This is a genomic window from Dehalobacter sp. CP (assembly GCF_047652685.1).
Lineage (GTDB): Bacteria > Bacillota > Desulfitobacteriia > Desulfitobacteriales > Syntrophobotulaceae > Dehalobacter.
Window position 1 is genome coordinate 2419867 of record NZ_CP157399.1, and the last position, 19302, is coordinate 2439168.

A 19302-nucleotide genomic window follows, 5' to 3' on the forward strand; every position below is an offset into this window, starting at 1 on the left:
TTTTTTACTCCTTAATCTCTTCATTTTCAGTCTCCATCATTTCAATATTGTGGCCGAGCTTGACTAAACCTTGATAAAATCCATCCGTTAATTCAGGGTCAAATCCGTTAAAAAGCTTCTGCATGAATACCAATTCTCTCTGTCTCCGTTCCCCAAAATAGGTGTTGAATTTTGGGGTGAGTGCAATTCTCAAAGCTCTGGCATCTTTTTTATCTTTTGAGATGATTATAAATCCGCTTTCTTCGAGCGTCGCTGCCAAGCGTTTGGCATTCTGCCTGGAATAACCGATGTAATCAGCCGCTTCACTAACCGTCGGCGGCTCTTCAAAATGGACCACACTGACCAGAAAAAGCCACTGCTTAATGGTAATATTCTTATCAAAAGCATCCCCAAGTACCTGCAGCCTGTTTGACAATACAAAGATGGTTCCGAAAATATCAGCCTGTTGTTCCAGTTCGTTCATCATTTTTCGCCTCCATAAACAGAAGGTAACATGTTACGTTGTTATTATACGTAACATGTTACCTTCTGTCAATAACCAATATGTGAAATAACATTCAATTTTCATAAACAAAGTATGTAAGCGAAGTCAACCTATAAGCCGAGTTCTGTACCTCTTGCGAGGTGATGATCATCTATCTAGGACTGCCGTTACCGACAGCCTCAAGCGACCTTACCCGGGAACAGAGCGGGCAGCTCCATCGTTCCTCTATTTGGTCTTGCTCCAGGTGGGGTTTGCAGGGCCAGCCAGTTACCTGACTGCCGGTGAGCTCTTACCTCACCTTTCCACCCTTACCGCTTGGCAGCGGCGGTATATCTCTGTTGCACTTTCCTCGAAGGGATTCTCCCCCCGCCGGGCGTTACCCGGCACCCTGCCCTGTGGAGCTCGGACTTTCCTCAGAGACGACCTTTCGGCACTTGTCCCCGCGACCATCCGGTTGACTTCGCTATCCAATCTTACTAGATTATCTGTTTTTGGTCAAATAATTCTTAAACGTATCTAAAGTAAATCGCCGTAATCAATTTGTTGCTTATTTCATAAGCGTATATCAGGAGTGCAATGATTTGTTTCGACATTAGTTGCTTCGACAAATTACGGCGTAATCACAGTATATCATCCCAAAAACAAAATTCAAGCTACAATTTATAACACTATAATCAAATTTTCCCTATAATTTTGTAATTATTTTAATTCTTAGTTATGCACAAGTTGTGAACAAATTGTGCATAACTTTTGAGCTCTTATGATCATGCGTCCAAAAATAACCAGGACGCTATTGGAGCCAACTATAAATTTATCTTTTAGACAATTCAGTCATGTTGATAACTTTATCCACGTTTCAACCACGGTATTTTGCTCGCCGCGCTGATAACCAGTTCTACGTCATTCATTGTTCGATCGGCTCTAATATAATCGTAAAGCGCATGGATCATTGGGATTTCGCTAAGAAAATGCCCGAGCTCACCGACGGCCATACCTGATTCGAGACAATCCAGCACGTTATGGTAGCCGATTTCCCCTGTGATATATAAATCAGCGCCTTTAAAGGCAGCCTTCGCCACAAAACTGCTTCCGCTGCCGTTTAATATGGCAATTTTTTTGATCTTTCTGTCAGGATCTCCGGCCAATCGCACCGAAGAACAGTCATGGCCATACTTCTCCGTAAGCTGTTTCAGAAATCCTTCCCACAAATCGGGCAGTCTGACAGGTTTCGGTAATGTCCCGACCACCCCGTATCCTCTAGGTTTTCCGGTATTCCGGAGTGGTATCAGGTCGTAAGCGGGTTCTTCATATGGATGTGCCTTATGCAAAGCCTTGACCGCCCTGCCAAGGCTGTGCTCTTCGACAATGCTCTCGAGCCGGATCTCGGGTACTCTGGTCAGCTCTCCGACTTTTCCTATCGTTGGCTCGGCTCCATCCAGCGCCCGGAACATGCCTTCACCGTTCGTCTGGAAGAAACATTCGCTGTAGGCATCACTGTGCTCGCCATCGGTAATTCCACTGCCGACGCCTTCGGCGGTTAGAGCCTTCCGGACAGTCTCGACGTGTTCTTCCGGAACAAAAGTGACGATCTTAATCAGTTTCTCAGCAGAGGTGGTTTCCAGGAACTCTGTTTTCTGCAATCCGAGCATTTTAGCAAACATCAGGCTCGACGACAGATACGACTGGTCCAGATTCGTGTGGGCAGCATAAAATGAGATCCCATTGCGGAAAAGCGATAGGGGGACCAACGCCGCCTGATTGTCCATTCGGAGATTCTTCAGCGATTTAAACAGCAGCGGGTGGTGGGAAACAATCAGTTCAGCTTTTTCCGAAACAGCTTCTTCGACGGCTTCCATGGTTCCGTCCAGCGTCAATAGAATCTTATTGACTCGCTGCGCGCTGCTGCCGACCAGGAGTCCGGGATTGTCCCAGTCTTCTGCCCAGGAACGCGGCGCTATCTTTTCGATGAGTTGTTCAACCTGGCCTACTGATACAGCCATTTTTTTATTACCTCCATCATGGCGATTTCCTGCCTCATCTGTTCTGCTTTCTGGGAAACTGTAACCCTGTTTGTGCGCATCATTTCCAGAACGACTCTTCTGAGATTACTCGTGGTGTCGGCAATGATGTTGTTTAAGCGGGGTTCTTTGCGTTCGATGATCAGCGGTCCGAGCTGCCAGATAAAATTACGCAGCGTCTGTTCCAGATCCTTTGCTGCTTCCAACGCAGGCATTCCGGTACAGTCCGCGGCAATATCCTGAATGATCTGCTTCATCCGCTGTTCGACTTCTTCTCTATCCAGGCCTTCTAAGCGGGACAGGCAAATGACGGTATACAGCCTGCCGTCCTCTTCAGTCAGACATTCTTCGCTCAGCCTCCAACCCTCGGAAAGCAGCTCCAATCTGACTCTATTCTCAGCGCCCTGCGGCTGAAGGATCAGTGTCTGGACGTTCTGCAGCACTTCCGGCTTCGTGGCGAGTATTTCCAGGATCGTCACACCGCCCATACCGGCAATGACCAATGTATCGACTTCCCCAGACTCCAGCGGAGTCAGTCCGTCTCCGTGCCGGATCTGGATTTTGTCCTGTAGTCCATAGGCTTTAACATTTTCGACAGCAGATTCATAAGGCCCGCTGTGAACATCTACCCCGACAGCCTGGCAAATCACTCCGGCCTGTACCAGATAGACAGGCAGATAGGCGTGGTCCGTACCGATATCCCCGACCCTGGCGCCGGCGGGCACCAGTGACGCAATTGTCTCCAGGCGGGAGCCAAGCTTTATGGCCGTTTTATTTTCCAGCTTATTATCTTGCTGTTCTGAAACCATTGTATTCCTCAATGTTATCATCCCTATAACAATAAACTCCGGCTTGCACCAGAGTTTTGTTTTTGATTTCAAATTCATTATTTTTGGTGGTGGGCCCACCTGGGATCGAACCAGGGACCAACCGGTTATGAGCCGGCCGCTCTACCGCTGAGCTATAGGCCCAAAAAATATGGCTCCCCGAGCTGGATTCGAACCAGCAACCTATCGGTTAACAGCCGATTGCTCTACCGTTGAGCTATCGAGGAAAGCCTGCGACGTTTATTATACGGAATTATTGCGCGACGGTCAAGCATGTTTTATCAATTTTATCTTGCGTTATCTGGATTTATCTCAACTTTTCTTAATCCTTTTTAGTCTTATTTATCGTCTTTAACATAAGAAAAATTTTTAAGAAAGTCCTGATTTTAGTCTAAATAATCCTTCAATTTTTTGCTGCGGCTTGGATGGCGGAGCTTGCGCAGCGCCTTGGCCTCGATCTGCCTGATTCTTTCTCTGGTTACGCCGAATTCCTGGCCAACTTCCTCCAAGGTCCTGGTGCGTCCGTCATCGAGTCCGAAACGCAGTCTGAGGACTTTCTCTTCTCTCGGGGTGAGCGTCTCAAGGACCTCTTCAAGCTGTTCCTTGAGCAGGATGAATGACGCGGCTTCAGAGGGAGCCGGAGCATCCTCGTCGGGAATAAAATCTCCGAGGTGGGAATCTTCCTCTTCCCCGATCGGTGTTTCCAAAGAAACAGGTTCCTGAGCGATCTTCAAGATCTCCCGCACACGTTCTTCCGGTATCTCCATGACCTTGGCTGTTTCATCCGGGGTTGGATCGCGGCCCAGTTCCTGCAGGAGCTGTCTGTTGACCCGGATCAGTTTATTAATCGTTTCGACCATATGGACCGGTATGCGGATCGTTCTGGCCTGGTCGGCGATCGCGCGCGTGATGGCCTGTCTGATCCACCAGGTTGCATACGTACTGAATTTAAAGCCTTTGCGGTAATCAAATTTTTCCACAGCTTTAATCAGACCAAGATTGCCCTCTTGGATCAGGTCCAGGAAAAGCATGCCGCGGCCCACATAGCGCTTGGCAATACTGACCACCAGACGCAGGTTTGCTTCCGCCAGACGGCGCTTGGCCATTTCATCCCCGGCCTCCATCTTGAGAGCCAGTTCAATCTCATCTTCCGCTGTCAGCAAAGGAACCCGGCCGATCTCCTTCAGGTACATCCTGACGGGATCGTCTATCCCCACACCTTCAGGAATGGAAAGGTCAATGTCTGTCTCATTAGCGATCTCGTCGGCAAGATCTTTTGTTTCTTTGTCGATGACCACTTCGACGCTGTCATCAACAACATCAATGCCGAGCCCGCTCAGCTGGTCATAGATCTCCTCAATCTGATCCTCAGAAAGGTCGACCTTCTGCAAAGCATTGGCAATCTCATCATAGGTAAGATTACCCTTGGTTTTGCCCAGCTCAATTAAAGTCGAGACATTTTCCTTCTTCATTTCATCTACGGTCACGGAATTCTCCCCTTCCAGCGGATAATTCGCAACAAATTGTTTCTTATTATTTTTCGCCACGTTTCAACCGCTCTCCTATCTCCTGGAGCAGGGCAAACGCCCCAGTCATATCCCCAGTTTTTTCCAATAAAATCATTTTGGCCTGCAAATCTTCGATCGTCTCTTTCTTCTTTGTCTCCTTAATCAAAGCAATGCAGTCCTTAAGGAGCATATCGGCTTTATCGAAATCGATGGACAATTCATATATTTCGGCAAGACGCCTTTGAACCTTCTCATACCAGCTATCATTATTGATAAGATTCAAACTGTTTTCCGGGAAATTCTCGAAGATATATCTATGTTCCTGCAGCCTCCAAAATTCCTTATCCAGGTTGTCAGCTACTTGATTTTTATAATTGGGATTCTCCAGGATGATTCTGAGAATGGTCTGTTCGGCCCGGAAAACTCCTAAATGGACATAAGATTCCTGAGAACTGTCAATGTCCGTCCCTTCTATAGTATTTCTTTTTTTTACAGAAATATCCTGTTGTTGCGAAAAATTTTTGAAATTGCCCCTGTTTTCTCTGGTTTTCTTCGTCAAGCTGTCGATCTCGTGCTGAACTGCTTCGAGCGTGAGACCGAGCTCCAGACTTAGATATCTTTCATATCCTTCTTTCTCAACAACGCTTGAAACTTTAAGGATATCGGGAGCAAGCTTTCTGATCAGCTCTGCTTTATCCGGTATGGTCCGCAGGGGGGTGTCCCGGATCAGCATTTTATATTTAAACTCGATAAAAGTGATGGTATTTTCGAGTTTTTTGCGGAATTCAGCGACGGTGTGCTTTTTCAGGAATTCATCGGGATCCTTGGCATCCTCAAACAGCAGCACCTGAATGTTCAGACCTTCATCAAGAAGGATCTCACCGGCCCGCAGGGCTGCCTGAATCCCTGCCTTATCCGAGTCATAGCCAATTACGATCTTGCCTGAATATTTTTTAAGCAGCCTGGACTGATCCTTAGTCAGGGCGGTTCCGAGTGAGGCGACAGCATTTGTGAAGCCTGCTCTCTGCGCTGCGATTGTATCCATATACCCTTCAAGGAGTAAAGAATACCCTGCCTCCCTGATTCCCCGGGAAGCCAGATGAATGCCGTAAAGATTGCGTCCTTTATGAAAAAATTTTGTTTCCGGTGAATTCAAATATTTAGGTGTAGAATCATCGAGCACCCTTCCGCCAAAAGCAATCGGAGCCCCTTTGACATCGAGGATGGTATAAATCACTCTGTTGCGGAATCTGTCGTAATAACTGATTTCCTGCTCACTGGTTTCCCTGCGGACAGCGAGCCCAAATTCAGCCAGTTCTTCCGGTGCGACTCCTTTGTCTGCAAGCTCCCTGATCAAGCCATCCCACCTGTCCGGCGCAAACCCAAGACGGAAATCCTGGATGACTTCGGGGCCAATCCCTCTGTGTTCAAAGTAAGCCAGTCCATCCTGTCCTTCGGGACGATGCAGAAGCACGTCGTGGTAGTAGCAGGCAGCCCACTCATGAATCTCCCGCCAGCGGCTGCGCTGGGCTTCGTTCTTCCTTTCCTCCGAAGAAAGCTCTCTTTCCGGCAGCTCCATCCCATACTTCCCGGCTACCTTCTTCAAAGCTTCGATGAAGGCTAAGCCTTCTTTCTTCATCAGGAAAGAAAAAATATTTCCGCCGGTGTGGCAGCCAAAACAGTAGAACATCTGACGATCGGGATTTACATTGAAACTCGGCGTCTTTTCAGAATGAAACGGACAAAGCCCTTGATAGTTTTTGCCCGTACGTTTCAGCACCACATGTTCAGAGATAATTTCAACAATGTCAGCTTGGCGGCGTACTTCTTCGATAAAATCCTCAGATATTTTATGATCCATACCAGCACGCCCTTCATGGATTTACGTTTTTCTGACAAGCCTTTATCTTTTTCGATAAACTTTTTATTTTTCCTTCTTATTTTGAGACAATTTTTTGCACTTTTTGTTTAGTACCTTATTTCCCTGCTACTCTTTAGGAATAAAAAGATGTTTGAAGATGCTGATGGCATAGTTGTCTGTCAGACCCGCAACATAGTCAGTGATGGCTTGTTTCAGATCTCCCCCTGTCCATCTCAGATAGTCTTCAGGCAGAATTTCCGGATGATGCAGGTAGTAATCGAAAAGAATTCCCAAAATCAATCGGCTTTTGCTGCGTTCCTCCTGCAGTGAGCTGCTGTAATATACTCTCTCAAACATGAAGTCGCGGAATTCTTTCATGATTGCAGAGATTTCTGCGGACTGACAAATCGTGTCCTTGCCTTCGGAAGCCTGAATCATATCGAGGACCATGGTCGTGATCATTTCGCTGGTGCTGGAGCCGATCTCTTTTCTGATCGTGGCCGGAAGGTCGTTCACGGACAGAATCTCAGCGCGCAAAGCATCGTCAAAATCGTGGCAGAGATAGGCAATCCTGTCTCCAATCCTTACAATCTGCCCCTCCAATGTATTAGGCATCCCAGGACCGGTATGGTGTAGAATTCCGTCCAGAACCTGCTCCGTGAGGTTTAGACCCTCGCCGTTTCCGGTAAGGACAGTGTAAATCCTGACCGACTGTTCATTGTGTTCAAAATGGCCGATCAGGGAGGCCAGCGTTTCTTCTCCGACGTGTCCAAAAGGTGTATGACCGACATCGTGACCCAGGGAAATTGCCTCAATCAGATCTTCGTTTAAGCTCAGCGCCCGGCCGATAGTCCGGCAGATCTGTGCGACTTCCAGGCTGTGCGTCATCCTGGTCCGATAGTGATCTCCGACAGGAGCAATATAGACCTGCGTTTTGTGTTTCAGGCGGCGAAAAGGCTTGCTGTGCAAAATTCTGTCCCTGTCTCGTTGAAACCTGGTTCGAACGCTGCATTCGACTTCTTCTCTCGCTCTCCTTGCTTCGGCGCTTTTCGCTGCCAGAGGCGAGAGCCGCTGAAATTCATGTTCCTCCGTTCTTAACCTGATCGACTGGGACATCTACAACCACCTTCTTCACAAGAATCAAAAGGGATCAGACGTGAAAACAAAAGAAATAGCACCTGAGGCCACAATTCCGCCACTTTCTGGCGGAATAAGCTAAGATTCTGTACTTCGTCTTTTATTTTTCACAAAAATCCTTCAGACGTTCTTTCAATTCTTTAACTGTTTAATTCAACATTAAGTTTAAAAATCCTGCTTAAAGCATTAAATTGTATCATAAAATAAAATATTTACAAAATACTGTAAAAGTCATCTTTCACGTTAAATTGTCAGTTAACTGCGCTCTGAGGCTGATTACTTACCGCATTACGTAAATACATTATACTGACAAGACCTCTCAATATTCGGGTAGGTAGGTATGGGTATCACAATACAGCCTACAACTACAACCACCCAAACAAAAAAAATGACGCCTCAATGTTGTTGATGACGTCATTCCCATGGGTCTAGGTTTTGATATCGTGCAGTGCCGCTTAAGCGCGATTCTTTAAGGCAGCCTGCGCAGCGCCTAGGCGGGCAATTGGTACGCGGAAGGGTGAACAGGAGACATAGTCCAGGTTGATTTCCTGGCAAAATTCGATCGAGGAAGGATCTCCGCCGTGTTCACCGCAGATTCCGATTTTGATGCCCGGATTTGCTTTACGTCCGAGATCGACGCAGATCTTCATAATCTTGCCGACGCCGTCCCGGTCTAAGACTGCAAATGGGTTATTGGCCAAGATATTCTGGTTCAGATAGTCGGGCAGGAATTTGCCTTCGGCGTCGTCACGGGAAAAGCCTAAAACGGTCTGGGTAAGGTCGTTGGTCCCAAACGAGAAAAACTCGGCGAACGGTGCAATTTCGTCTGCGGTAAGCGCCGCTCTCGGCACTTCGATCATCGTTCCGATTTGGTAGTTGATCTTGACGCCTTCGGCTTTGATGATCTCCTGGGCGATTTCCTCGGTCTGCTTGCGCAGAATCTCGAGTTCTTTATGATGAATGACGAGCGGGATCTTGACATGCGGACGCACGTCAACTCCTTCTTTCACGAGTCTAGCTGCAGCTTTAAAAATAGCTCTGGACTGCATCGCGTAGATTTCCGGATACGAGATTCCAAGACGGCAGCCGCGATGGCCGAGCATCGGATTCATCTCCTGGAGACCGCGGACTTTCTTCAGCAGAACCTCTTTAGCCTTGATTTCCTTTTGGACTTTTTCATCCTGCAGGTTGGCCGTGAGTTTTAATTCCTGAATCTCGAGAGCAAGTTCTTCGCCATTTGGCAGGAATTCATGGAGAGGCGGGTCCAGCAGACGGATCGTCACCGGCAGTCCGTGCATGGCCTTCAAGATGCCGTAAAAATCGCCTTCCTGCATCGGCAGAAGTTCAGCCAAGGCAGCTTCTCTTTCGGGGAGCGTCTGAGCCAGAATCATCTTCTGGACAATCGGGATACGGGCAGGATCCATAAACATGTGTTCCGTCCGGCAAAGTCCGATGCCCTGGGCTCCGAATTCTCTTGCTTTGGCGGCATCAGGCGGATTATCGGCATTGGCCATAACCTGAAGCTTTCTGATTCCATCGGACCACTCCAGAATTTTTTGGAATTCACCGCTTAAGTCAGGATCCTTCATCGGAACAGTTCCCCTGATGACCCGGCCTGTTGCGCCGTCGATCGTAATCTCGGTACCTTCGGGATAAGCATCATCGCCGATCATAAAGATCTTGTCGGCAAGGTTAATTTTCAAAGCATCACAACCGCAGACTGCAGGTTTGCCCATATGTCTGGCTACAACAGCAGCGTGGCTGGTCATGCCTCCCCTGCTGGTCAGAATCCCTTGGGCTGCAAGCATGCCGTGAATATCGTCCGGGGTGGTTTCCGTACCAACGAGGATGACTTTTTCTCCGGTCTGGCCAAGCTTTTCAGCTTCATCCGCACTGAAGATAATCTTGCCGGAAGCTGCTCCCGGTGAGGCAGGCAGTCCTGTCGCTACAACATCGAGCTTCGCGGCATCATCGATTCTGCGGTGCAGCAGTTTTTCCAGCTGATGCGGATCAATTCTCTCGACTGCTTCTTCTTTGGTGATGAGGCCTTCCTGACAAAGTTCAACAGCAATGCGGATTGCAGCAGAAATCGTACATTTTCCGTTACGGGTCTGGAGTATGTAGAGTCTGCCTTTCTCAATCGTGAACTCGATATCCTGCATGTTTTTATAATGGTTTTCCAGATTCTTGGCGATCTCGCTGAACTGGCGGTAAATTTCCGGATTGTCATTTTGCAGGCTGTCGATCGAAAGCGGTGTACGGATACCTGCAACGACGTCTTCACCCTGGGCATTCATCAAATATTCCCCATACAAGTGTTTTTCACCGGTTGACGGGTTCCGGGTAAAGGCCACGCCTGTGCCGGAGTCATTACCCATGTTGCCGAATACCATCGACTGGACGTTGACAGCGGTGCCATAGCTGTCCGGAATACCGTTGGCTTTCCGGTACACGATCGCCCGGTGGTTGTTCCAGGATTTGAAAACGGCGGTGATCGCTTCCTTAAGCTGTTCATACGGATCATCAGGGAATGGTACGCCGGTCTCCTGCTTAACAAGCGCTTTAAACTTGACCACAAGTCCTTTCAGACTTTCCGGAGAAAGCTCGGAATCGAACGTTACACCCTGCTTTTCTTTGACTTCTTCCAGGATATTCTCAAATTTGTGGCTGGCTATTCCAAGTACGACATCGCCAAACATCTGGATAAAGCGTCTATAGCAGTCAAAAGCAAATCTCTCATTGCCTGTTGCCTTGCTGACGCCGCTGGCTGTACCTTCGTTCAGACCAAGGTTCAGGATTGTATCCATCATCCCGGGCATGGAAACCCTCGCACCGGAACGGACCGAAACCAGAAGCGGGTTTTCGGGATCGCCAAATTTCTTGCCGCTTGCTTTCTCGACATCCTGGATCGCGGGAAGGATCTGTTCCCATAATCCTCCGGGCAGCTGCTCGCCGCAGTCATAGTATTCGAGACAGGCTTCCGTGGTAATCGTAAAGCCTTGCGGGACATTCAGTCCGATGTTGGTCATTTCAGCCAGGTTTGCTCCCTTGCCTCCAAGAAGGTTTTTCATGTCGGCACTGCCTTCACGAAACAAGTACACATATTTTTTGTCAACCATCTTTTCTCAACTCCCCGTTTATTGTTACTTTCTGCAGAATCACACTTGCGGTTTCTTCGACCGCTTTATTGGTGGTATCTATGATTACACAGCCAATCTTCTTCATGATCTGTTTGGCATAGTCGAGCTCTTCCATAATCCTGTTCAGATTGGCATAATCGGCAGATGCTCCAAGTCCCAGCGTTTTCAGCCGTTCACTGCGTATTTGGTTCAGCTTTTCCGGGCCTAAGATCAGCCCGAAGACCTTATTTCGGGGAACTTCATACAGTTCCCGGGGCGGTGTCACTTCCGGCACCAGCGGGATATTCGCAGCCTTAATCCCTTTATGGGCAAGGTACATGCTTAGCGGTGTTTTTGAGGTCCGGGACACGCCTATTAGGACGACATCAGCATACAGCAGCCCTCGCGGGTCCTTGCCATCGTCATATTTAACTGCAAACTCCACAGCCTCTACCTTCCGGAAGTACTGTTCATCCAGTCGGTGCGTAACATTGGGTATATTTTTGGGATCAAGTCCGGTTTTATCAGCCAATGCCGAAATCAGCGGACTCAAAATATCGATAGTGATTAGATTTTTTTCCTTGGCCCGTCGTTCTATGTAGAGCCTCAAATTTGTCAGGACCAGCGTGTAAACGAGAATTGCCTGTTCCTCTACCGCTTCTTCCAAGATGTCATCGATATGCGTTTCATCCAGAACATAAGGCACCCGGCGAATTTTTGTCTTTATTCCGTTAAACTGTGCTGCTGCCGCTCTGCTGACAAACTCTGCCGTCTCTCCCAGCGCATCGGAAATTACATAAATTACCGGGATTTGATCGGTCACCAAAACACCCCCTCGCTTTCTCCTCTAAAACCACTTTGCGGTATTTGGAAATTTATCCTGTCCCAGTTCTACAAACAGGCTGGTTACATTGGTCTTTGTAAATCTGCCAACTACCTCAAAACTTTCGCGGCCTCCCTCATTGATATAGCTTTCGACGACCGGAAGCGTATCAATTTGGTGCTGTACCAGCTTTTTGGCGGCCTCGAGTACAGATTCATCGGATGCAGCCATGATAATATTCGGCATCCTGGTCATGATGACACTGATCGGCATCCCGTGCAGATCCATATTGCCAAGTGAAGCCTTCAGGATATCCTTGCGGGAAACCATCCCCTTAAGCTCACGTTCATCATTAATCACGATCAGACTGCCGACATTGTTGGTAAACATGGATACGACTGCATCGTAAATCGAGACGCTCTCCTTGACAGCAGCTGCAATCGATTTGAAATCACCGACTCTGAGCTGCCTGACCCTTTGGGCGATAGGTGAAGGTCCCGCATTTCCATTATAAAAATAGCCGACTCGGGGACGCGCCTCCAATACACCCGCCATGGTCAGAATTGTCAGATCAGGTCTTAAGGTCGCCCTGTTCAAATTCAGTTGACTGGCTATTTGTTCTCCCGTCATCGGGCTGGATTTTTTCACAAGTTCGAGGATCTTCTCCTGGCGCTCGGAAAGCTGCATTTTTCTCACCCTCCGGAAAATAGAAACTAAAGTTCAAATATCGTAGCACATTGACGGTAATCCAATGATATAGTATGTCATATTTCTATATTATATAACATATTCGAAAAAAGGAAAGCCTTATCATTAAAAAGAAAAACAAAATATACATTTTAAGAAAATATCCAAAATGCCTCCAGAAATAATCTAAATCAACCCTCAGAAGAATCAGACATACAGAGACGTACAGAGACGTAAAGGGGATCAATGTCATCCCTTTGAAAAATGAGGCTGAACCTACGCTAGAAGTGTCAGGTCTCCGAGACAGCCCAGGGCTTCCACACAGCTCTTCAACAATCCTAAACGAGCATTTCTGAGCTTTTCATCTTCGACCATGATCATGACGTCTTCAAACAGTTTTTCGATCAATGGCACAATCTCAACAGCAAATGCGTAGGCTTTCCTGAAATCCACATCGTTCACAGCCCTCCGGATCAGTGGAGCTTTTTCGTGCAGACATTCGGCGAGCGCCAACTCCGAGCTTACTTGTAAATCGGAAACCTGCCATGCCACGGCAGCTGCTTTCTTACCGAGGTTCACACAACGGACATAGGCATTACTGTAGGAGACAAAGTCAGCTTCATCCCTGACTTGGGCGAGAACCACGGCCTTTTTCATCAGATGAGCAGGCTTTTCTGTTCCGTGGGCCATGACAGCGTCAATCGTATCATAGCGCAGTCCGGATTCCTGGAGCAGGTAGCGGACCCTTTGGACGAAGAAGTCCAGAAGGGCCGGTCTGATCTTCTCTAACGGCTCCAACGTAATTCGCTGTGTGCTGAAGATGCTGTAAGACGCTTCGATTAGCCGTAGAAGAGACAGGTCCAGTTCATCTTGAACCATCAGGCCGACGATTCCAAGCGCCTGACGCCTTAGCGCATACGGGTCCTGCGAACCAGTCGGCTGGATGCCGATCCCGAAAGAACCGACGATCGCATCAAGTTTATCAGCGAGACTAACCACTTTCCCGGTTACAGAGGAAGGGAACGCGTCTCCGGCATGACGCGGCCGGTAATGTTCAAGGATTCCGGCACAAACCGCCGGGTCTTCGCCATTGCTTCCGGCATAGTACGCACCCATGATTCCCTGAAGTTCAGGAAAATCGTAAACCATATGCGACACAAGGTCTGCTTTGGCCAGATAGGCCGTCCGATTGACCCGTTCTGTTTCTTTTGTATCCAGACCCATTTCGTTCGCAATCACGACGGCCAGTTTCTGAAGCCGGTCGACCCTTTGCCCGACTGTGCCGAGCTTTTCATGATACACGACCCTGTCAAGCTTTGAAACAAAGGTATGCAGCGGACTTTTCAGATCTTCCCGGTAATAGAAAGCGGCATCTTCCAGACGGGCTTTGAGCACTTTCTTATTGCCTTCTTTCACGATATCGAGCGAGGTTCTGTCGCCGTTCCGTACCGTAATGAAGTACGGCAGCAATTTGCCGTCCTCCGCCCTGACCGGAAAATAACGCTGATGTTCCTTCATCGGCGTGGTAATGACTTCTCCCGGCAGGACCATATATTTGACATCAACTTCGCCCAAAAGTGCGGTCGGATATTCCACCAGATGACAGATCTCAGTCAGCAGGTCCTCGTCCTGGTCGACTTCGCCGCCGACCTTAGCGGCCAACAGCTGGATCTGGCTCCAGATATTCTGTTTTCTTTTCTCCTGGTCAGCCAGCACAAAGACCGATTCCAACGCGTTCAGATATTCAGCCGGCTGAACAATCCGGATATAGCTGCCAAGCGTACGGTGTCCGCGCGAAGTTCTTCCGGCCTGAACCCCGGCATAGCTGAAAGGAATCACCTCGTCACCAAACAGCGAGATCAGCCAGCGGATCGGGCGTGCAAAGCGGATCTCATAATCTCCCCAGCGCATCGGTTTCGGAAAGTTGAGGCTCGTAACCAGATTCAGCGAGACCTGTGGCAGCAGCTTTTCGGTTTCTTCGCCTTTTTGGGATTTTACAGCATACACATAGGGCACACCATTGATTTCTTTCAGAAAAAAGTCTTCGGTCTTGACGCCCTGTCCGCGCGCAAATCCTTCAGCCGCTTTGGTCGGTTTGCCTTCAGCATCAAATGCTGCCTTCTGGGCAGGTCCTTTGACTTCTTCACTGATATCCTGCTGTTTCTCAGCCAGAGCTTCTACATAGAGCGCCAGACGCCTCGGTGTCACGTAGCACTGCAGATTCTTATACGCTAAACGCAGTTCCGCCAGCATTTTTCGGGCATTGTTCTCCAGCTGGGCCACTGCACCTGGTGCAAATTTGGCGGGCATTTCTTCCATGCCGATTTCCAGTAAAAAGTCCTTGCTCATTTTTATTCCCCCCTTTTTTTCAGTAAAGGAAACCCGAGTGTTTCTCGCTGGGTGACATAGGCCTGGGCACACAGACGGGCCAGGTGTCTTACTCTGGCAATGTACCCGGTTCTTTCCGTCACACTGATCGCCCCCCGGGCTTCCAGAAGGTTAAACGCGTGAGAGCATTTCAGTACATAATCGTAGGCCGGCACGACCAGGCCTGCCTGGACGGTCCGCTCTGATTCCTTCTCGTACATATCAAACCACTGCCGCAGCGCATCAATGTCAGCCACTTCAAAGTTGTAGCGTGAAAAATCAATTTCATTCTGCAGATAAATATCACCGTAGCTAATGTCTCCGACCCACTCAATATCAAAAACGCTCTCCTTGCCCTGAATAAAGGTCGCCAGCCTTTCTATCCCATACGTAATTTCTGCGCAGACGGGTTTGCAGTCAATACCGCCGCACTGCTGAAAGTAGGTGAACTGGGTGACTTCCATGCCGTCCAGCCAAACTTCCCAACCAAGGCCCCAGGCCCCCAGTGTAGGGGATTCCCAGTTGTCTTCCACAAACCGGATATCATGGTCGGCCGGATTGATTCCGAGCCGCTCCAGGCTTTCCAGATAAAGCTCCTGGACATTATCCGGCGAAGGCTTCAGAATGACCTGATACTGAAAATAGTGCTGCAGACGGTTCGGATTTTCACCGTATCTGCCGTCGGTCGGACGCCTGGACGGCTCCACATAAGCCACATTCCAGGGTTCCGGTCCCAGTGCCCGTAAAAAAGTGGCCGGGTTCATCGTTCCTGCGCCTTTTTCAATATCGTAGGGCTGAGCAATAATACATCCCTGCTCCCCCCAAAACTGGTTAAGGGCCAGAATAAGATCTTGAAATTTCATATGATTTCCTCCGTTCAAAAATAAAAACCCCCATCCATACAGCAAATAATTGCTGCAGGGACGAGAGCATTTCCCGCGGTTCCACCCTGCTTGATTCCAATATACTTACGTAACTTTGTCACGTAACTTGGAATCCTCTTTGAACCTGGTCCGCTCCAGACTGCCCAACCTGTTTTCACCTGTCCGGCTCTCACCCTCCCGGACTCTCTTAGCGGCTATCGCAGGCATCTTTTCCATCTATGCGGACAAAATATTTTCCTAAAAAGAAAGCTGCTTACATGCAGTATAACCTTTATCTGAGATATTATATGCCAATAAAGCTTCACTGTCAATCTTCCAGAACTCACCGAACTCACCTTCCAGAACTCACTTGTTCCAGAACTCACTGCCTTGTCTCCAGGCCAGGAGTTTGCGTTCAAATTTTTGTTCACAGTAATGGCAAAGGCTTTCGAGGATTTCCTGCCGCATTTTTTTGTTCCAGCGCAGTCGATCAATCTTCACGAGATCGGCCTGGTACAACTGGCGCATCAGGGCCAGGCTTCCCGGGTTCAGCGCTCTGACGATCCGGTTGTTTTTACAGGCCGCGCAAAGAAAACCTCCGGCCTCCGCACTCAAATAGACCTGCTCGCCGGAAAGGTCTCCGCCACATTCGGTACAACCCTCCATCGACGGCAGATAACCCTGCAGGTGCATGAGCCTGAGCGCATAAGCAGCCTGAGCCATATACGGGTCAAGATGTTTGAGCAAAAAAAGAAAGCTTAAGGTAAGAGTGAACAGTTCCGGATCAGGCTGTTCCCTGACAGTAGAAATATCCAGCAGCTCGACCATTGCCGACGCGGTGATCGTCCGGTCAAAATCGTCCCAGAGATGGATGAAGTTCTCCCGGGGCTGAGCCTGATTCACCGTATCCAGTGTCTTCCCCCTGTACAACAAAAAATCGGCATACGTAAAAAGCTGCGTCCCGCCCCTCTGGGTGCTTTTGGGTTTTCGAACCCCCTTGGCCACAGCCTCTAGCTTTCCTTTTTCCCTTGAAAAAAGCGTGATAAGCCTGTCCGACTCACCATACTCCCTGCTGCGGATCACAATCGCATCCGCCTGATAGACCGCCATCTCCCAACATCATCCCCGGTCGTGTCTTTATTCCCTATTATATTTTCAATAGATGCTATCTATTTGGATAGCATTCCTATTTATGTAATTTCTATTGACTAAACAGTTAATACATCTAAGAACTAGATACTACTGGATTATTACGATCCCGGAGCTGGTTCCGAGTCTGTCGGCACCTGCCTTGATCAGTTCCAAAGCAAACTCTTTCGTCTTGATTCCGCCGGATGCTTTGACTTTAACAACAGGGCCTGCCCAGTTTTTCAGGTTTTTGACGTCTTCAACTGTTGCGCCGCCAAAATAGCCCGTCGATGTTTTGATATAGTTTGCTCCAGCTTCCCGGATAATTTCAGCCGCCTTCCGCTTTTCGTCCTCGTCCAAAAGCCCCGTTTCAATAATCATTTTTATTTTTAGACCGCAGCCCTGGGCCGTCTGAACCATCAAATTCACGTCACGCTGCACGGCTTTCCAATCGCCGGATTTGGCTTTGCCGATGCACATCACGGCATCAACTTCCCTCGCGCCATGGGCTTTCGCTGCCAGAATCTCCTGCATCTTTATTTCGGTAAACTCAGCTCCAAGCGGAAAACCTATGACCGTGCACGGTATGACACTCGTTCCGTGCAGCAGGCGTGCGGCGGTACAGATATATATGGGGTTTACACAAACGGAAGCAAAACCGTGTTTGACAGCCTCATGGCAAAGACCGACGATATCCTTCTCCGTAGCTTCAGATTTCAGAAGCGTATGGTCAATTTTTCCGGCGATATTCATAAGTCTACCTTCCCTTCAGCGTTCTTTTATACTTTCCCGTACCGCTAATATGATAAGATACCTTATTTTTTAATAACCCTAATGTACCCCGCGGCATTTATTCTTTCAGGTCCTTCAGATTATATCCCAGATCCCTGAGCTGGTTATTCTGGTTGCGCCAGTCCTTCTTGACTTTGACCCAAAGTTCAAGGAATACCTTGCTGCCCAGCAGCGTTTCAATTTCTTCCCGGGCAAGCCTTCCGACTTCTTTTAAGACACTTCCTTCCTTGCCAATCACAATTCCTTTCTGGGAATCACGCTCGACGAGGATCACAGCCTCTATCTTAATCAGGGATTTTTTCTCTTCCATCTTATCGACCACGACCGCGACCGAGTGCGGAACTTCTTCTCTGGTCAGGTTCATCAGCTTTTCTCTGATCAGCTCTGCAACGACAAACTTCTCCGGCTGGTCTATGACGACATCATCCGGAAAATACATTGGGCCAGGCAGAAGCGCTTCAAAAATCAGATCCATTAACTTCGTGGTATTCTCGGACTGTAAAGCTGAAATTGGAACGATTTCTTTAAAATCTGCTATTTTGGCAAAGCCGGCTATTTTCTCCAGCAACTGATCCTTGGAAATCAGGTCAATTTTATTTAAGGCCAAAATGCACGGAGCTCCGCTGTCCTTAATGACCTGAAGCACGTATTCATCCCCCGATCCAAACGGTACGGAGGCATCGACGACGCATATCGCAAAATCGACGCCCTGCAAAGTGCTTTTGGCGGCCGCGACCATATATTCGCCCAGGCGGTGCTTCGGTTTATGAATACCGGGCGTATCAAAAAAGATGACCTGCCCGCGCTCTTCGGTAAGGATACACCGGATTCTGTTTCTGGTTGCCTGCGGCTTATCGGATATAATCAGCACTTTCTGACCCAAAAGCGTATTCAGCAAGGTCGATTTCCCGGCATTGGGCCGTCCGATCACCGCAACAAAACCCGATCGAAAACCTTTTTTCTCCTGTTTGTTCAAATGCTTTACCTTCCTTGTATCATAAAATCTTGTATCATAAAATTGTGTATCCTATCGTTGTATATCCTATAGCTGTATATCATGTGGTCTCTTATCCTAAATGCTTTTTAAAAACTCCGGGCCAAACGAATCAGGGAGAAGATCCTTCAAACAAATTTTCCTGATTTCTCCGCTGCCATTGCTGAGCAAAACAAGGCAGTCCGAGGCGAACTCCCGGATCACCTGCCGGCAGGCACCACATGGGGACGGCATCTCCTCGAGCGGAACTGCGATAGCAACCGCTTTGATCCGCCTTTCCCCCAATCCGATCCCATGGAACACGGCATTGCGTTCCGCACAGACACTCAGGCCATAGGAAGCATTTTCGACATTGACACCGGAAGTAATCCTTCCGGATTCCCAGAGAACGGCGGCGCCAACCTTGTAGCAGGAGTAAGGGGCATAAGCCTCTTCACAAGCCTGATGCGCCTGGCGAATCAGCTCCGTAGCCTGATTGATATCCACAGCCTGTTCGTTCTTCATCTCATTCCGCCCCCCGTCTTAGATAATAACAACGCTACGACTTGCAGACCTCCTTAAACAATCCTAAGATCAGTCTGTGGGCTACAGTTCCGCCGTGAGCGGAGCATGGAGTGCGAAGCGCGGCCTTTTGACGGCCACGGATGGCCTAATGTCGCGATGCCATGGATGGCAATGGCAAGAAGCGACGCGT

Annotated in this window: 16 protein-coding genes, 2 tRNA genes and 1 other RNA gene; all 19 read right to left on the bottom strand. The window is 48.6% G+C overall.

All coding sequences use genetic code 11. The features are described 5' to 3' along the window. Positions 1-4: 4 nt before the first annotated feature. The 19 genes from AAH944_RS12065 to cdd all read right to left on the bottom strand — a co-directional run bounded on the left by AAH944_RS12065 (position 5) and on the right by cdd (position 19112). A complete protein-coding gene (locus AAH944_RS12065; RefSeq protein WP_415535107.1) occupies positions 5-466 on the bottom strand; it encodes a MarR family winged helix-turn-helix transcriptional regulator in 462 nt (153 codons plus the stop codon). 115 nt (positions 467-581) lie between these two features. Continuing rightward, an RNA gene (rnpB, locus tag AAH944_RS12070) (RNase P RNA component class A) lies at positions 582-946 on the bottom strand. A gap of 383 nt (positions 947-1329) precedes the next feature. Then, complete coding sequence (locus AAH944_RS12075) at positions 1330-2484, bottom strand: Nif3-like dinuclear metal center hexameric protein (protein WP_415535108.1); 1155 nt, start codon at positions 2482-2484, stop codon at positions 1330-1332. Further along, positions 2469-3332, bottom strand: a complete 864-nt coding sequence (locus AAH944_RS12080) for a tRNA (adenine(22)-N(1))-methyltransferase (protein ID WP_415535109.1) — start codon at positions 3330-3332, stop codon at positions 2469-2471. The genes AAH944_RS12075 and AAH944_RS12080 overlap by 16 nt, the downstream gene beginning before the upstream one ends. Before the next feature lie 66 nt (positions 3333-3398). Further along, positions 3399-3473: transfer RNA gene (locus AAH944_RS12085), tRNA-Ile, on the bottom strand. A gap of 8 nt (positions 3474-3481) precedes the next feature. Then, positions 3482-3556: transfer RNA gene (locus tag AAH944_RS12090), tRNA-Asn, on the bottom strand. Between the two features lie 159 nt (positions 3557-3715). Next, positions 3716-4876, bottom strand: a complete 1161-nt coding sequence (gene rpoD, locus AAH944_RS12095; protein ID WP_020491508.1) for an RNA polymerase sigma factor RpoD — start codon at positions 4874-4876, stop codon at positions 3716-3718. Next, positions 4863-6698 carry a DNA primase gene (gene dnaG / locus AAH944_RS12100; RefSeq protein ID WP_415535110.1) on the bottom strand — a complete coding sequence of 612 codons (1836 nt, stop codon included), beginning with the start codon at positions 6696-6698 and terminating at the stop codon, positions 4863-4865. Before dnaG ends, rpoD begins: the two co-directional genes overlap by 14 nt. Before the next feature lie 126 nt (positions 6699-6824). Then, positions 6825-7814 carry a deoxyguanosinetriphosphate triphosphohydrolase gene (locus tag AAH944_RS12105; RefSeq protein WP_015044573.1) on the bottom strand — a complete coding sequence of 330 codons (990 nt, stop codon included), beginning with the start codon at positions 7812-7814 and terminating at the stop codon, positions 6825-6827. Positions 7815-8290: 476 nt separating this feature from the next. Then, positions 8291-10954 (bottom strand): pyruvate, phosphate dikinase, encoded by a 2664-nt coding sequence (gene ppdK / locus AAH944_RS12110; RefSeq protein WP_415535111.1) that lies wholly within the window; start codon positions 10952-10954, stop codon positions 8291-8293. After that, a complete protein-coding gene (locus AAH944_RS12115; protein ID WP_025205226.1) occupies positions 10947-11777 on the bottom strand; it encodes a pyruvate, water dikinase regulatory protein in 831 nt (276 codons plus the stop codon). The genes ppdK and AAH944_RS12115 overlap by 8 nt, the downstream gene beginning before the upstream one ends. Before the next feature lie 24 nt (positions 11778-11801). After that, the gene (locus AAH944_RS12120) at positions 11802-12464 is read right to left on the bottom strand and encodes a helix-turn-helix transcriptional regulator (RefSeq protein WP_415535112.1); all 663 of its coding nucleotides are present in this window, start codon (positions 12462-12464) and stop codon (positions 11802-11804) included. A gap of 276 nt (positions 12465-12740) precedes the next feature. Next, positions 12741-14813 (bottom strand): glycine--tRNA ligase subunit beta, encoded by a 2073-nt coding sequence (gene glyS / locus AAH944_RS12125; protein WP_415535113.1) that lies wholly within the window; start codon positions 14811-14813, stop codon positions 12741-12743. A gap of 2 nt (positions 14814-14815) precedes the next feature. Then, positions 14816-15694, bottom strand: a complete 879-nt coding sequence (gene glyQ / locus AAH944_RS12130) for a glycine--tRNA ligase subunit alpha (protein WP_415535114.1) — start codon at positions 15692-15694, stop codon at positions 14816-14818. Between the two features lie 105 nt (positions 15695-15799). Further along, entirely contained in the window at positions 15800-15931 is a 132-nt protein-coding gene (locus tag AAH944_RS12135; RefSeq protein WP_415535115.1) for a hypothetical protein, read from the bottom strand. A gap of 129 nt (positions 15932-16060) precedes the next feature. After that, complete coding sequence (recO, locus tag AAH944_RS12140) at positions 16061-16804, bottom strand: DNA repair protein RecO (protein WP_415535116.1); 744 nt, start codon at positions 16802-16804, stop codon at positions 16061-16063. 129 nt (positions 16805-16933) lie between these two features. After that, positions 16934-17575 carry a deoxyribose-phosphate aldolase gene (deoC, locus tag AAH944_RS12145; protein ID WP_415535117.1) on the bottom strand — a complete coding sequence of 214 codons (642 nt, stop codon included), beginning with the start codon at positions 17573-17575 and terminating at the stop codon, positions 16934-16936. Positions 17576-17672: 97 nt separating this feature from the next. Then, positions 17673-18590 carry a GTPase Era gene (era, locus tag AAH944_RS12150; protein WP_415535118.1) on the bottom strand — a complete coding sequence of 306 codons (918 nt, stop codon included), beginning with the start codon at positions 18588-18590 and terminating at the stop codon, positions 17673-17675. 96 nt (positions 18591-18686) lie between these two features. Next, entirely contained in the window at positions 18687-19112 is a 426-nt protein-coding gene (gene cdd, locus AAH944_RS12155; protein WP_415535119.1) for a cytidine deaminase, read from the bottom strand. Positions 19113-19302 lie beyond the last annotated feature (190 nt).

Bases quoted from the DNA above. Each gene is read 5' to 3' on its own strand.
- recO (WP_415535116.1), bottom strand. From the start codon at position 16,804: ATGGCGGTCTATCAGGCGGATGCGATTGTGATCCGCAGCAGGGAGTAT.
- glyS (WP_415535113.1), bottom strand. From the start codon at position 14,813: ATGAGCAAGGACTTTTTACTGGAAATCGGCATGGAAGAAATGCCCGCC.
- AAH944_RS12120 (WP_415535112.1), bottom strand. From the start codon at position 12,464: ATGCAGCTTTCCGAGCGCCAGGAGAAGATCCTCGAACTTGTGAAAAAA.
- glyQ (WP_415535114.1), bottom strand. From the start codon at position 15,694: ATGAAATTTCAAGATCTTATTCTGGCCCTTAACCAGTTTTGGGGGGAG.
- dnaG (WP_415535110.1), bottom strand. From the start codon at position 6,698: ATGGATCATAAAATATCTGAGGATTTTATCGAAGAAGTACGCCGCCAA.
- AAH944_RS12080 (WP_415535109.1), bottom strand. From the start codon at position 3,332: ATGATAACATTGAGGAATACAATGGTTTCAGAACAGCAAGATAATAAG.
- AAH944_RS12135 (WP_415535115.1), bottom strand. From the start codon at position 15,931: ATGGAAAAGATGCCTGCGATAGCCGCTAAGAGAGTCCGGGAGGGTGAG.
- deoC (WP_415535117.1), bottom strand. From the start codon at position 17,575: ATGAATATCGCCGGAAAAATTGACCATACGCTTCTGAAATCTGAAGCT.
- ppdK (WP_415535111.1), bottom strand. From the start codon at position 10,954: ATGGTTGACAAAAAATATGTGTACTTGTTTCGTGAAGGCAGTGCCGAC.
- AAH944_RS12105 (WP_015044573.1), bottom strand. From the start codon at position 7,814: ATGTCCCAGTCGATCAGGTTAAGAACGGAGGAACATGAATTTCAGCGG.
- cdd (WP_415535119.1), bottom strand. From the start codon at position 19,112: ATGAAGAACGAACAGGCTGTGGATATCAATCAGGCTACGGAGCTGATT.
- AAH944_RS12065 (WP_415535107.1), bottom strand. From the start codon at position 466: ATGATGAACGAACTGGAACAACAGGCTGATATTTTCGGAACCATCTTT.
- AAH944_RS12075 (WP_415535108.1), bottom strand. From the start codon at position 2,484: ATGGCTGTATCAGTAGGCCAGGTTGAACAACTCATCGAAAAGATAGCG.